The following is a 14,008-nucleotide window of genomic DNA, read 5'->3' as shown; positions in this document are numbered from 1 at the left end:
TGCCAGAATTCCCCCGACGAACACTAAAACGATTCGTTCCGTCTTTGCGAGGCCCGTTCGCGCCACCCGACCACCTCGTCGATTCGTGCGAACGCTTCGCGCTCTCTTGGGCCACCGCACTTTTCGACTGTCGCAGCGAAGTACGCGAGTCTGTCGAGCAGTTCGTCGGTGTCGAATGCGGGGACGTCGAGACGAGAGGCGGCGACAGTCGCGTCGACGACGGCACCGAACCCGCGGTTGATGGTGAACGGACGCGTCTGCTCGACGCCGGCGTCGACGGGGTGAAGTTCCCACCGCTCCCAGTGTGTCCCTTCGTCGTCTCCTGATTCGACCATCTCGGCTCTCACTTCGGCCCACGCGTCTGCCGCGTCGAGGACCGGTGCGTCCGCCTCGTAGATAGTCATCGCCGCCTCGACGAACTCCCGCGGGTCGGAGACGAACTGAACGACGCCGCCTCCCTGCCGGTGGAAGTTTCGGCGCGTCCGGGTGTTTCCCCACGTTGTCGCAGTCACTGCGGCGTCGGGAGACTCGGGGGCGTGGAGGCCGAGTGCTGCCAGATTCCATCGGTCGTTCGGGCCGAGCGTGGCGACTACGGATTCGGTGACACCGCGGAGTTCGACCGGCCACTCGGTACCGTCGTTGGACTCCACGTCGCCGTGTTCGTCGCTCACAGCGGCACTCCTCGTTCCAGTGCGACGAAGGTGGCCGCACAGACGATATCTGCGGTCGTTCCGGGATTGATACCCTCGGCGACGAACGACTCGGCCAGTTCGTCTGCCTCCTGCAAGTCCGAGACGCCGGCGGCGCGGTCCATCACGTCGCGAGCGACATCCTCGCCGTGGTTCGTCACGACGAGCGTGTCCGGTTCCTCGGTGAGCAAGTCGAGGAACGCCCGTGCGACACGGTCGGTGACCGGCCCTTCGTCGCCGAGAATCGCGTCGGCGGCGCGGAACGTGCGCTCGAACCCACCGGTCCACTCGCGGGCGTTGGCGTCTCGCTCGGCGCTGAGTTCCATCACGTCGAAGAGGGTGAGCGACTGCTCGCGCAGGGCGGACTCGGCATCTGCTCCTCTGCGTACGTCGAGGGCAGGCGCATCTTCGGGTGGGTCGCCGACGGCGACGTCGACGTGTTCGAACGCGCGGTAGAACGACACCGCGTCGTCGACGGTGGTCGAACGAACCACGTCGGACACACCGTCGGGCGAGAGGTCACCGGTCGCCGCCGCCCGGACGAGTGGAACCAACAGGAGGAGACACCCGAACTGCGTGTTGCCACCGCCCTGCTTGCTCATCCCTTCGACGGCAGTCTCGAACGCCGTGCCGACCGCTGTGCCCTCTTCGGCGAGTCGGAGTCCCGGTGCAGACCCGACTGCGCCGGTCAGGAAGTGTTCGAAGTGCAGGTCCGAGAGGTCACGTCGCCGGTCGACGTTGCCCGGTTTGGGGGTTCCCGCGACTTCGAGGAGCAACGCGAGTTCGGCGTGACGTGCCGGGCCGAAACCACGGTCAGAGACTGGTGTCGTCATCGGTGTGGCACCTCGCGTCCTGCGTCACGGGACGGGTCCGTAGCGTCGCCGTCGAACCACTCGTCGACTGCCGCTCTGACACGCCGGAGCACCACCGGGTCGTCACTCGGCCGGCCGACACTGACAGCGTCCGCACCGTACCGGAGATACTCGTGTGCCGTCTCTCGGCCACGGACGCCGTTGTTCGCGACGACGAACAGGTCGGGTGCGGCGGCGACGATATCGGAAATCACGGACTCTGTGTCCATCGCATCGACGTGGAGCCACGACGCGCCAGCGTCAGCGAGTTTCGGTGCGAGGTCGGAGAGAGAGACGCCGTCGACTTCGGCGCGTACTTTGACGCCGACGGGTGCCTCGGAGTCGGCCGCCGTGGTGACGTACTCGACGAGTCGGTCGGTATCCCGGAGGAGCGTCTCACCGCATCCGACCGCACAGAGTTCGTCCTGTCGGCAGTGGGCGTTTATCTCGACGCCAGCGTCGTGGTCGGCACAGAGCACTGCCACGTCGCGAATCGGGTCGACAGTGGTCGAGCGGACGTTGACGGCCGCGAAGACGTCCGTGTCAGCGAGTGCGACGAGTTGTTCCTCGACGAAGGCGAGTGGGTCGTCGGTGAGGAACTCAGAGCGTCCGCGGGCGACGAGCGCACGTGCGGCCTCCTGTGCAGGTTCGTCGAGTGCGACACCGCCGAGGAACGCCGCGCCGACGTGGGGGGCGGCGTGTCTCGCCCACTCGGCGTCCGACTCACCGCTGAGACTCGCGACGGCGACACGAGGGTCGAACATCACGTCACCTCCGCGAGCGCCGCCTCGACGGCACGAGCGACTCGTGCGGCGTCGTCTGGGCCGTCGATTCGGGTGTCGGTTCGGACGACTGGACAGTCGAGGTCCGTCCCGTCGGCGTCGTCGAGGACGAACGCGTCCGCGAAGGGGTAGGCATCGGCGACGCCCGCCGTCGAAGCATCGTAGCCGACACCTCGCATGAGGTCCGCCGCAGGGCCGGAGAAGACGGTATCTTCGACGAACGGCGAGACGGCGACGACAGGCGTCGCTTCGAGTGCGTCCGCGAATCCGTCGAGGGCAAGCATCGGGCCGATACTCGTGACCGGATTCGACGGGCCCACGACGACGGGGTCGGAGAGGGCGTCGGCGACGGCGTCGGTGAGGTGTGCGTCGTCGGCACCGCGGAACTCCACGTCGCGGACCTGGGGTTCGGCACGGCGGTGAACCCAGTACTCCTGGAAGTGCATCGTCCCCTCGTCGGTGTGGACGAGCGTCGCCACGGGGTCGTCGCTCATCGGGAGCAGTGAGACGTCGAGGCCGAACGCGTCGGCGAGTGTTCGAGTGACTTCGGTGAGCGTGTGCCCTTCGTCCAGAAGCGAGGTGCGCGTGATGTGGACTGCCCTGTCGCGGTCACCGATTTCCATGAACTCCGCGACGCCGGAAAAGCGCCGCCAGCGGGCGATGTCGCGCCCGGTGGTCTGGGCGTGGTCGGGGAGATATCGCGGGCCGGCGTCGAGTCCCGCCGCGTCCGCGAGGCGGTGGAGTTCGTCGTCGGTTTCGGTGGTGTCGCCGTCGATACCCCACCAGCGGTCGGTATCGAGGACGCCGCCTTCGGAGAAGAGGACCGTGTCCACGTCCGGGCAGACGAGGTGGCCACCGAGTTCCACGTCGTCGCCCGTGTTGGCGACGACTGTCGTCTCGGTGGGGTCGAACACCTCGCCTGCGCCAGCGAGGAGTTTGGGGGTACCCGTGCCCCCGGCGAGGAAGGTTACCATGCCCGGCCGTAAGAGGAGTGTCGGTTTGAAAGTTCCCTCCTCGGCAGTGGGCGTTCAGCGTCCGCCACGGTACGCGACAGAGACGTCGAACGACGAGGGCATCACCTGCCCCGCGACGGTTTTTCTGACGAAGTAGCCGACGAATCCGGCGGTCACCGTCAGTCCGAGCGAGAACACGATGGCCGCGATGCGGGGACCGGTGACCCCAGAGAGCACACTCACCCCGACGAGATACACCGCGTTGAGCAGTGCACCTGCCGCGACGACGAGCAAGGCGAACCCAACCGCGTTTCCGAGTGCGGATTTGATGCCCATGTGAGTCGCTTCGGAGGGCCGCAGTAAACGGGTTGTGCCCCCGGTTCCCTCCCACGAGATAACACGGTTCACAGTACGATTATCTCGTCAGCCAACCGATTTGGATTATGTCACGGTCCTCGCCCTCCCCTCGCGTCCTCGTCGTCGCTGTCGTCGTCGTTCTCGCGGCCATCAGCAGTGGCTTCCTCCTCGCCGACTTTCAGGCGGCCACCTTCCAAACGTCGGCCGAGACGACTGCCACCTCCGGTGCGACGAACGTCGAGTCGCTCCCACCCGTCACCGACGGGTATCTCGTCGTCGACGCCCCCGACGCCATCCGCGACGACCTGACGGCGGAACTCGTCGCCGCCTTCCAGCGGGAGGGGATAACCCTCGAACCGACGGCCGAACGTGACTCGTATGACCAGGCCGTCGTCGTCGTCGTCGTCGACGAGTGGAACCCGCGGTGGAACCCCGTCGTCCCCTCTGGGTCGGTAACGTGGCGTGCCGCGTTCGACGCCAATGGCCACGGTGACCACATCGAGGCAAGCCTCTCGGACGAACCGCTCGTATTCAACTCGACGAGTGGCCCGGACATCGCCGGGTCGCTCGACGCGACTGTCACCGACTCGGCGACGGGTGTGGTCTCACGCCCGGCCTACCGGTCCCACCTGCTCGACTCGGTAGCCAACACGACGGCCGAACAAGTCGTCGCACAGTTCGAACACGGCCGATGACGTCGACGGAGACTCTCCCCGAGATGAACGGTCGGGATATTTGACACTCGTCGCCCAAGCGTCGGTATGACCGCGGTCAAAGACAGCGTCCACGACTACATCTCGCTCGACCCGGTGGCCGCCGAACTCGTCGATACACCCGAGTTCCAGCGCCTTCGACACATCAAACAACTCTCGACGGTGCGTCTCGTCTATCCCTCCGCGAGTCACACCCGGTTCGAACACAGTCTCGGCGTCTACCACCTCGCCTCGCAGGCGCTCTCGCATCTCGACATCGGCGGTGACCGTGCTGCTCACGTCCGCGCCGCCGCCCTCCTCCACGACATCGGCCACGGTCCGTACGGCCACCAGACCGAAGACCTGATTCGCCGCCGAACCGGCCGTGACCACGACGAAATAGGCCATCTACTAGACGGCACGCGGGTCGGAGACGTGCTCGAAACACACGGACTCTCACCGTCACGAGTGGCCGATATCGTCGCCGGAGAGGGACCGGTCGGCCAACTGGTGTCGGGGGAACTCGACGTCGACCGGATGGACTACCTCGTCCGCGACGCTCACCACACGGGCGTCCCCTACGGCACTATCGACCACGGGCGACTCGTCCGTGAACTCCGCTACCGAGACGGGAAACTCGTCCTCGCGGAGGGGAACGTCCAGACGGCGGAGTCACTGTTGCTCGCCCGGGCACTCATGAACGGAACCGTCTACAGACACCACGTCTCGCGTATCGCGGGTGCGATGCTCGAACGCGCCTCCGAGCGACTGCTCGAAGACGGCCTGCCAATCGGGGAGTTCGTCCGGATGGCCGACCACGACTTGCTCGTCGCCCTCGGCGAACGCGTCCCGGAACTCGGCCGGCGCATCGAGAGTCGCAACCTGTACAAACGAGCGGTGTGGGCGTCGCTCGATTCGGTACCGACGGACGTGACCGAACTCGATTACGAAGCGACACGGTCGGTAGAACGGGAAATCGCCGCCGTCGCCGACGTTCCACAGGAGTCGGTCATCGTCGATGCGCCGCCACGACCACGTATCAAAGAGTCGCGGTCACGGGTCGTCGTCGACGGCGTCGTCCGCCGTCTCGAAGACGCCTCAGAACTGGTTGGGGCGCTTCGCTCGGCAGAACGCTCGCAGTGGCGACTGGGCGTCTACGCACCCGAGGCGGTTCGAGACGAGGTTGCCGCCGCCGCTGTGGACGTTCTCGACGTGCCGATACACGTGACGATGACTCGGTGACGTGTTCCAGTGGACGGCGCTCACCACCGGTTTCGAAGGGTACCGAGTGTGGCCAATCTGGCCACGAAGACGTCACGCGAAGCTTGATGTTCAGAAAACACGTCCAGAATTCTCGTATTTTCTTGCTATCTGTCTGAGGTTTTTATTCTCTCACGGGTTGTTCAATTTCCTATGGCAATCAACTGGCGTGCCGTCCTGTACGGCTTTGGTACCCAAATCCTCCTCGGGCTGCTCAGCGGGTTCGTCGTCCCGTTTACAGACTTCGCGCTGCCGGTCATCGGGGCAGGGCTTGCCGGACTCATCGCGGGTGGTGTCGCCGGATACTACAACAATCGGTCCACGATGAGTGATGCGACCCACGGCGCACTCGCGACGGTAATCGGTGCGCTCATCGTCGGCATCGTCTTGACCGTCATCGGAACGCTCGTCGCAGGCATCTTCGGCCTCGGCGCGGGCCTCGGATTGCTCGTGCTCATCTTCGTCGCCGGCATCCCCGGTGCTATCGGTGGCATCGTCGGTGGATACGTCCACCGTGGCCGCGGCGACGCTGCGGGACGCCCGACTGCGTAATCCAACGACGCACCGCACGAGCCAGCTACGCGCCGGCCACGGGACGCCCTCCTGACCGTTTTTGATGTCGTTTCGTAGAGAGTGCCCTCGCTCGGCAGTTCCCCTCATCCAGCCGACCCTTTTTACCCGATGACGGCCGAAGGGGCCACCATGACGACCATCAAGGACAGCGTCCACGACCACATCGAGGTCGAGGGCGCGGCCGAGGCCCTCCTCGACACGCCGGAGATGCAGCGCCTTCGGCGTATCAAGCAGTTGGGGACGGTCCAACTCGTCTACCCCTCTGCGAATCACACCCGATTCGAACACAGCCTCGGCGTCTACCATCTCGCCTCCCGCGCACTCTCTCACCTCGGCATCGAGGGCGACGCCGCCGCGCACGTCGAAGCGGCGGCCCTCCTCCACGACGTCGGTCACGGCCCGTACAGCCACAACATCGAGGACGTGACCCACAGACACACCGGGAAGTACCACGACGACGTCACCGGACTCGTCACGAGCGGAACCATCGGAGAGACGCTCGAAAACCACGGCCTCGACCCGACGCGCGTCGCGGACCTCGTCGCAGGCGACGGCGAGTTCGGCCAACTGGTGTCGGGGGAACTCGACGTCGACCGGATGGACTACCTCGTCCGCGACGCCCACCACACGGGCGTCCCCTACGGCACTATCGACCACGAGCGTCTGATTCGCGAACTCGCCTTCGTCGACGGCGAACTCGTCCTCGCGGAAGGGAACGTCCAGACGGCGGAGTCGCTGTTGCTCGCACGGGCGCTGATGAACCCGACTGTCTACCAACACCACGTCGCTCGCATCTCGAAGGCGATGCTTCGACGGGCGTCGGAGCGACTGCTCGAAGAACCGGACATCGACGCCCACGAACTCCGGCGCATGGACGACTACGACCTGCTGGTCGCGCTCAGACGCACCCCTTCGACCGGCGATTTCGCCGAGCGCCTCGCAACCCGAAGCCTCTACAAACGGGCCGTCTGGGCCGAAATCCCGGACGTTCCCGGTTCTGTCATCGACGACGACCACACGGCACTGGCCGACTTCGAACGAGAGATTGCAGACAGGGCGGACGTCCCCACCGAGTCGGTCATCCTCGACGTCCCGCCGCGCCCGTCGATGACCGAGTCGTCTTCCCGGGTGATGGTCAACGGCGAGATTCGACAGTTAGAACGCGAGTCGCCGCTCGTGCAAGCCTTGCGGACCGCACAGGGACAGCAGTGGCGACTGGGCGTCTACGCGCCACGGGGGGAGACGGACCGTGTCGGACGTGCTGCCGTGGACGTCCTCGGACTCGACGTCGACGGCGCACTCGTCTCCGAAGTGCGACGGAACCTCAACACGACGCTCGACGAGTTCGAGTAACGCTGTGCCGTTCCGTCGCTGAACGGGCGTCGGCTTCCCGTCTCGCCGGTCGTTCCGAGACGAGAGGTTCAAGCAGTGGGCACCACGATTCCAGAGCGATGCAACTCGAGGGAACCGTACTCCGCGGCCGTGAGTTCGAACCAGTGGAGGGACGGGTCGTCGTCGAGGACGGGACGATAACCGCTATCGAAGAAGCCGAAACCGACTCGACGGACGTCATCCTCCCGGCGTTCGTCAACGCACACACCCACCTCGGCGACTCTATCGCCAAGGAAGCGGGTGGCGGCCTCTCGCTCGACGAACTGGTCGCCCCACCGGACGGCCTGAAACACCGTCTCCTCCGGGCGGCGAGTACCGACGAGAAGGTGGCCGCGATGGCCCGTTCGCTTCGCATGATGGAACAGGGCGGAACCGCCGCCTGTATCGAATTCCGCGAGGGTGGCGTCGAGGGCGTCGACGTCATCCGACAGGCGCTCGATGGCCGCGACATCGAGGCAGTCGTCCTGGGCCGTGAGACGGCAGACGCGATGGAAATCGCAGACGGGTTCGGTGCGTCCGGGGCGAGAGACGCCGAGTTCGGCGCGCTCCGAACCGCCACCGAGGAGGCTGGCAAACTGTTCGGTATCCACGCCGGTGAGCGCGACGCTCTCGACATCAACCCCGCGTTGGACCTCCACCCGGACTTCCTCGTCCACATGGTCCACGCCGAGTCGGTTCATCTCGAACGCGTCGAAGACAGCGAGATTCCAATCGTGGTCTGTCCACGGTCGAACCTCGTCACCAACGTCGGCGTCCCCTCGATTCGAGAACTCACCCAACGCACGACTGTCGCGCTCGGGACGGACAACGTGATGCTGAACAGTCCCTCGATGTTCCGCGAGATGGAGTTCACGTCGAAACTCGCCGACGTGCCCGCGGCCGAAGTGCTTCGGATGGCGACAATCAACGGCGCGGATATCGCCGGTCTGAACTACGGACTCGTCGAAGAAGGCCGGGATGCGAAGTTGCTCGTCCTCGACGGCGACTCCGACAACCTCGCTGGCGTCCAGGACGTGGTTCGCGCCGTCGTCCGCCGCGCTGGCCTCGCCGACGTGAAAGACGTCTATCTCTGAGTCGGCACGAACGGGACTCCGTCGTCGCTATTCTCGAAGTATTCCCTCTGTCACAAAGTGTTATTACCAGCGGTGGTAATATGTGAACAAGTGTCATGGTGCTGTACGACCGAATCATCGTTCCAATCGACGGGTCCGACGGGTCGAATCGGGTCGCGACCCACGCCGCCGCACTCGCCGCAGTTCACGGTGCCGAACTGCACGGCGTGTACGTCGTCAACGCCGGGAGTTTCGCTGGCCTCCCGATGGAGTCCTCGTGGGAGGGACTCGACGACCTGTTGCGCTCCGACGCGGAGGCGGCCCTCGAACTGGTCGAACGGGCGGCCGAACACGAAGGGGTGCCCGTAGAGACGCACGTCCTCGAAGGGACGCCGAGTCGGGAGATCGTCGAGTTCGCCGAACGCGGCGAGTGTGACCTCATCGTGATGGGGACACACGGGCGCGGCGGAATCGACAGACTCCTCCTCGGGTCCGTCGCCGAGAAAGTCGTTCGCGCGTCGTCGGTGCCGGTGTTGACCGTCCGCATCGAAGGCGGTGACGAAGACGGGACAGACGTCACGAGCGAAGCGACGAACGACGCCGCCGCGGAGTCGCCTGCCGACAGCGACGCGCCGGCGGACGCGACGGCGACGGCGGACGGCGAAGAATAGTTCTCAGCGACGCTCTTCGGTCGTGGGACGCAGGTGCTCACAGTCACCGGCGTGGACGCGCGTCTCACCCTCGTCGGTCCGGACGACGAGCGTGCCGGGGTGTTCGACGTCGACTGCGTCGCCTTCGACGACGCCACCGGCGGTGTGGACGCGAACGCGTCTCCCGAGCGTGTCTGCTCGTTCGCGCCACGCCGGGAGCACGCTGTCGAGGTCCGTTCTGAGTTCGTCAAATCGTTCGAGCACTCGCTGGACGAAGACCCGACGTTCGACGGCCGATGCTTCCGCGGCGACGCTCGTCGCCCCCTCGGGGAGTGTCTGCGGGTCGACGTTGACGTTGATGCCGGCACCGATGACCATCCACGAGACGCGGTCCGCTTCGCCCTCCATCTCGGTGAGGATGCCACAGAGTTTGCGGTAGGGGTGGGGTAGCTGTTCTGTGTTGGACGCGTCTGCTTCTGCAGACGGACCCCCGCTCGCTTCGCTCGCGGGGACTACATCTGACTCTCCCGAGTCAGATGAGCCATCGCTCGTCGCCCGCCACGGCGGGCGACTCACGATGACATCGTTCGGCCACTTGATACTCGCATCCACCCCTGCTTCTCGCGCCGCGTCACACACCGCGACGGCCATCGCCAGCGTGAACAACGGCGCGAACGCCGGCGGTTCGTCCGGCCTGACGAGAACACTCATCCAGACACCGCCGTCGGGCGAGGACCACTCACGGTCTTTGCGCCCTCTGCTGGCGGACTGTTCGCGGGCGACGACGACGACGTCGCTCGCACCCTCAGAAGCGAGTTCGCGGGCCCGGTCGTTCGTAGAGGTGAGTGTCTCGTGGAACTCGACGTCGTAGTCGACTGCCAGTCCGTACTCGATTGCCGGGCCGCCGTACTCCGGGACGTCGGTCACGACGTACCCCTCGTCGGTGCTCTCGACGCCGAACCCGTCGTCTCGGAGTGACTCGACGTGTTTCCAGACGGCGGCGCGGGAGACGCCGAGACGCTCCGCGAGTTCGGGACCGGAGACGGGGCCCTCGGCGAGTGCGGCGAGGAGGACGCGTCGCGTGTCGCTCATGGAGTCGGCTACTTCGGGACGGGAAAAGAGCGTCGCGGTTCTCGACTGGCGAGGAGACTACTCGATGACGACGAGCACGTCGCCCATGTCGACGCTGTCGCCCTCGGCGACGAGGACCTGTGAGACGGTGCCACCGCGCTCTGTCACCACGTCGTTTTCCATCTTCATCGCTTCGAGCACACAGACGGTGTCGCCGGGTTCGACGTCGTCGCCCTCCGCCACCTCGACGGCGAGGATGGTCCCCTGCATCTCGGCGGTGACAGACTCGCCGTCACCTTCGATAATCTGCTGGTCGTCGTCGCCGTCGTCGCGGCGCTTGCGCGGAGTCGACGGCTTGGAGGATGCTGCGGCCCCACCGACCGGGATGGCGGGTGCGCCGCGTTCTTCGAGACTGACCTCGAAGCGCTTGCCGTTGACTTCGACGGAGAACGTCCGTTCGGTGACCTCTTCGTCGTCGTCGTTTCCGGTGACCGCGTCGGGGGCCCAGCGCTCGACGGCCGCTTCGATGCGGTCACGGTCGAGCACCTCGTCGAGGTACTTCGTCGTGTGCGTCCCCTCGCGGAACGCTTCGTCGGTCAGCATCAGGCGGTGGAACGGGATGACCGTCCGAAGCCCTTCGATATCGAACTCGGCGAGGGCGCGTTCGGCACGCGCGAGCACTTCCGTGCGGTCCGACCCGGTGACGATGAGTTTCGCAATCATCGAGTCGTAGTCGCCACCGATTTCGTCGCCCTGTCGGACGGCGTCGTCCATGCGGACGCCGATGCCGCCCGGTGGGTCGTAGGTCGTGAGCGTGCCCGTCGCGGGCGCGAAGTCCTTCTCCGGCGCTTCCGCGTTGATACGGAACTCCATCGAGTGGCCGTCGATTTCGACGTCGTCCTGCGAAAAGTCGAGTTCCTCGCCGGCGGCGACGCGAATCTGCCACTTCACCACGTCGAGACCCGTCACTTCCTCCGTGACCGTGTGTTCGACCTGAATCCGCGTGTTGACCTCCATGAAGTAGAACTCGCCGTCTTCGACGAGGAACTCCACCGTCCCGGCGTTGGTGTAGTCGGCGGCGCGGACGCCGCGGCGTGCGGCCTCACCGATTTGCTCGCGCAGGTCCGCGTCGAGTGCGGGCGACGGTGCCTCCTCGATGACCTTCTGGTGACGGCGCTGGAGCGAGCAGTCACGCTCGCCGAGGTGGCGGACGTTGCCGTGTTCGTCGGCCAGAATCTGCACCTCGATGTGGCGTGGGGCTTCGAGGTACTTCTCGACGTAGACGGACGCGTTGTCGAAGTAGGCTTCACCCTCGCGTTTGGCCGTCTCGAACTGCTCGTCGACTTCGTCTTCGGAGTGGACCACTTTCAGACCGCGGCCGCCACCGCCACCTTCGGCCTTGATAGCGACCGGGTAGCCGTAGTCGTCTGCGACGGCTTTCACGTCCGCGGCGGACTCGGCGGGTTCGGTCGTTCCGGGGACGACCGGAACGTCGGCGTCCTGCATGAGTGACCGCGCCTTCGTCTTCTCCCCGAGTCGCTCCATCGCGTCCGCCGACGGGCCAATCCACTTGAACTCTGACTCCTCGACTTTGCGGGCGAACGTCGCGTTCTCCGCGAGGAATCCGTAACCGGGGTGGATGGCGTCGGCACCGGCCTTCCGGGCCGCCTCGATGACCGACTCGTGGTCGAGATAGGAGTCGGCAGCGCGAGCGGGACCGATGTTGTACGCCTCGTCGGCGTATCGTACGTGCCCGCCGTGTTTGTCCGCTTCACTGTAGACGGCGACAGTCCGGACTCCTAACTCCTCGCATGCACGCATGACGCGTACTGCGATCTCGCCTCGGTTGGCGACGAGAACCTTGCTGAACATTTGCGGTAGTCTTTCAGGGAACTCCACCTTATTCTATCGGTTTCCTCAACAGGCGTCGGTATTCTGTTCGACGATTGCCGAGTTACGTATTCGACCGTGATAGAACCCGTCAAGTGGTAGTTTATTCCCAATTTTCGGGGAGAATATCGGCTCGAATCCAAACGGCCTTATGCGTGTGATACACTAAGACACGGTTAATGGCAGTACGAGTCGGAATTCTCGGCGCAACCGGTGCAGTAGGACAGCGATTCATCCAGCTTCTCGAAGACCACCCCACGTTCGAACTCGCAGCGTTGACCGCGAGTGAGTCCAGTGCGGGCAAGCGGTACGACGAAGCGGCGAAGTGGCGCGTCAATTCGCCCATCCCGGACCACGTCGCCGAGATGGAAGTCGGTCGAACGGACCCCGCGGACGTCCCCGACGATATCGACCTTCTCTTCTCGTCGCTTCCTTCCTCCGTCGCCGCAGACGTCGAACCGAAGTTCCTCGACGACGGATACGTCGTCTCGTCGAACTCGTCGAACGACCGGATGGCACCCGACGTACCGCTGACGATTCCGGAGATTAACCCCGGCCACCTGGACCTCATCGAGGTCCAGCGCGACGAACGAGGATGGGACGGCGCACTCGTGAAGAACCCGAACTGTTCGACCATCACGATGGTGCCGACGCTCGCCGCACTCGACCAGTTCGGCCTCGACCGAGTCCACGTGACGACCCTGCAGGCCGTCTCCGGTGCAGGCTACGACGGCGTCACGTCGATGGAGATTATCGACAACGCCATCCCGCACATCGGCGGCGAAGAAGAGAAGATGGAGACCGAGTCGCGCAAACTCCTCGGTTCGTTCGACGGCGCGGAACTCAGCCTCCACGACGCCGAGGTCAACGCCTCTTGTAACCGTATCCCGACGCTCGATGGCCACCTGGAGAGCGTCTTCGTGGACCTCGCAGACGACGCCTCGGACGAAGACGTCAAAGCGGCGATGCGGGAGTACCCCGGTGTGGACCTCCCGAGCGCACCCGAACAACTCATCCACGTCTTCGACGACAACTACCGCCCGCAACCTCGCCTCGACCGTGACCGTGGCGACGGCATGCAAATCTCGGCCGGTGCAGTCCAAGAGACGCCCAACGGCGTGAAGTACAACTGCCTCGCTCACAACACGATTCGCGGCGCGGCAGGTGCCTCCGTCCTCAACGGCGAACTCCTCGTTCAAGAGGGCTGGATTTAACTAAACCACTTCTTCTTCTCGCGTTCGGCCCCGTCGGCGTCGTCGGTTCCGTCCCGCCACTCGTCGACGAGCAGACCGTACCTGAACACGTCCACGTGCTCGCCGTCGACGAACCCCTCCTCGCGGAGGACACCCTCTCGTGTGAATCCGGCCTTCTCTAACACTCTGGACGACGCCGGGTTCGTCTCGAACGCCTTGGCGTACACTTTGTTCATCCGCCGCTCTCCGAATGCGTAGTCGCAGATGGCCCGAACGGCGTCTGTCGCGTACCCTTCTCCCCAGTTGGTCGGAGAGACGATGTACCCGACTTCGACTGTCCCCGCGATGAGGTCTGGCGGTTTGAGGCCAATCGTCCCCACCGAGTTACCGTCGTAGCAGATGACGAAGTTGATGTCGTCGCTCTCGCCGCGAGATTCGACCCACTCGCGTTCGTTTCCCTTCGTAACCGGGTCGACGGCGGCGATACCGCGTCGAACTTCAGGGTCGTTGACCAGTTTGTGGAGGAAGTCGATATCGTCCGTCTCGACTGTCCGGAGTTGGACTTTCTCTCCTTCGATAAATACGGCCCCGGGCATAGGAGGA

At 65.1% G+C, this 14,008-nt stretch carries 15 protein-coding genes; 7 read left to right on the top strand and 8 right to left on the bottom strand.

From position 1 onward, the window contains the following. Positions 1-23: 23 nt before the first annotated feature. Genes ACK3R5_RS11315 through ACK3R5_RS11295 form a run of 5 tightly spaced genes read right to left on the bottom strand, consistent with a single transcriptional unit; the run spans position 24 to position 3,611 of the window. Positions 24-671 carry a DUF447 domain-containing protein gene (locus tag ACK3R5_RS11315; RefSeq protein WP_411967022.1) on the bottom strand — a complete coding sequence of 216 codons (648 nt, stop codon included), beginning with the start codon at positions 669-671 and terminating at the stop codon, positions 24-26. Beyond that, positions 668-1,522 carry a triphosphoribosyl-dephospho-CoA synthase gene (locus ACK3R5_RS11310; protein WP_411967021.1) on the bottom strand — a complete coding sequence of 285 codons (855 nt, stop codon included), beginning with the start codon at positions 1,520-1,522 and terminating at the stop codon, positions 668-670. Before ACK3R5_RS11310 ends, ACK3R5_RS11315 begins: the two co-directional genes overlap by 4 nt. Continuing rightward, positions 1,519-2,304 (bottom strand): tRNA-dihydrouridine synthase, encoded by a 786-nt coding sequence (locus tag ACK3R5_RS11305; RefSeq protein WP_411967019.1) that lies wholly within the window; start codon positions 2,302-2,304, stop codon positions 1,519-1,521. Before ACK3R5_RS11305 ends, ACK3R5_RS11310 begins: the two co-directional genes overlap by 4 nt. Further along, a complete protein-coding gene (cofD, locus tag ACK3R5_RS11300) occupies positions 2,304-3,296 on the bottom strand; it encodes a 2-phospho-L-lactate transferase (RefSeq protein WP_411967018.1) in 993 nt (330 codons plus the stop codon). The genes ACK3R5_RS11305 and cofD overlap by 1 nt, the downstream gene beginning before the upstream one ends. A gap of 54 nt (positions 3,297-3,350) precedes the next feature. After that, positions 3,351-3,611, bottom strand: a complete 261-nt coding sequence (locus tag ACK3R5_RS11295; RefSeq protein WP_411967017.1) for a hypothetical protein — start codon at positions 3,609-3,611, stop codon at positions 3,351-3,353. 107 nt (positions 3,612-3,718) lie between these two features. Between ACK3R5_RS11295 and ACK3R5_RS11290 the strand changes: the two genes are divergently transcribed. From ACK3R5_RS11290 to ACK3R5_RS11265, 6 genes are all read left to right on the top strand, one after another. Next, positions 3,719-4,327 (top strand): hypothetical protein, encoded by a 609-nt coding sequence (locus ACK3R5_RS11290; protein ID WP_411967016.1) that lies wholly within the window; start codon positions 3,719-3,721, stop codon positions 4,325-4,327. A gap of 66 nt (positions 4,328-4,393) precedes the next feature. Next, entirely contained in the window at positions 4,394-5,566 is a 1,173-nt protein-coding gene (locus ACK3R5_RS11285; protein WP_411967015.1) for an HD domain-containing protein, read from the top strand. Positions 5,567-5,737: 171 nt separating this feature from the next. Then, complete coding sequence (locus tag ACK3R5_RS11280; protein WP_411967014.1) at positions 5,738-6,136, top strand: DUF5518 domain-containing protein; 399 nt, start codon at positions 5,738-5,740, stop codon at positions 6,134-6,136. 150 nt (positions 6,137-6,286) lie between these two features. Beyond that, the gene (locus ACK3R5_RS11275; RefSeq protein WP_411967013.1) at positions 6,287-7,510 is read left to right on the top strand and encodes an HD domain-containing protein; all 1,224 of its coding nucleotides are present in this window, start codon (positions 6,287-6,289) and stop codon (positions 7,508-7,510) included. A 98-nt stretch (positions 7,511-7,608) separates the two neighbouring features. Then, a complete protein-coding gene (locus ACK3R5_RS11270; protein WP_411967012.1) occupies positions 7,609-8,622 on the top strand; it encodes an amidohydrolase family protein in 1,014 nt (337 codons plus the stop codon). Between the two features lie 95 nt (positions 8,623-8,717). Then, positions 8,718-9,272, top strand: coding sequence for a universal stress protein (locus ACK3R5_RS11265; protein WP_411967011.1), 555 nt, complete (start codon positions 8,718-8,720; stop codon positions 9,270-9,272). A gap of 3 nt (positions 9,273-9,275) precedes the next feature. On the opposite strand, the gene ACK3R5_RS11260 is transcribed toward ACK3R5_RS11265, so the two are convergent. Both ACK3R5_RS11260 and pccA read right to left on the bottom strand, forming a co-directional pair. Continuing rightward, positions 9,276-10,343, bottom strand: a complete 1,068-nt coding sequence (locus ACK3R5_RS11260) for a biotin--[acetyl-CoA-carboxylase] ligase (RefSeq protein WP_411967009.1) — start codon at positions 10,341-10,343, stop codon at positions 9,276-9,278. 57 nt (positions 10,344-10,400) lie between these two features. Beyond that, positions 10,401-12,194 (bottom strand): propionyl-CoA carboxylase biotin carboxylase/biotin-carboxyl carrier subunit, encoded by a 1,794-nt coding sequence (gene pccA, locus ACK3R5_RS11255; RefSeq protein ID WP_411967008.1) that lies wholly within the window; start codon positions 12,192-12,194, stop codon positions 10,401-10,403. A gap of 197 nt (positions 12,195-12,391) precedes the next feature. Here pccA and asd point away from each other — a divergent pair, with 197 nt between their 5' ends. After that, positions 12,392-13,426 carry an aspartate-semialdehyde dehydrogenase gene (gene asd / locus ACK3R5_RS11250; protein WP_411967007.1) on the top strand — a complete coding sequence of 345 codons (1,035 nt, stop codon included), beginning with the start codon at positions 12,392-12,394 and terminating at the stop codon, positions 13,424-13,426. Here asd and ACK3R5_RS11245 read toward each other — a convergent pair. Beyond that, positions 13,423-14,001: a GNAT family N-acetyltransferase gene (locus ACK3R5_RS11245; protein ID WP_411967006.1), complete on the bottom strand. Its 579-nt coding sequence runs from the start codon at positions 13,999-14,001 to the stop codon at positions 13,423-13,425. The two genes, asd and ACK3R5_RS11245, sit on opposite strands and share 4 nt — an antisense overlap. Positions 14,002-14,008 lie beyond the last annotated feature (7 nt).

It is taken from the genome of Haloferax sp. YSSS75 (assembly GCF_046764215.1).
GTDB lineage: Archaea > Halobacteriota > Halobacteria > Halobacteriales > Haloferacaceae > Haloferax.
Note: the sequence above shows the minus strand (reverse complement) of the source record. Positions and strands in the feature narration are given on the sequence as shown.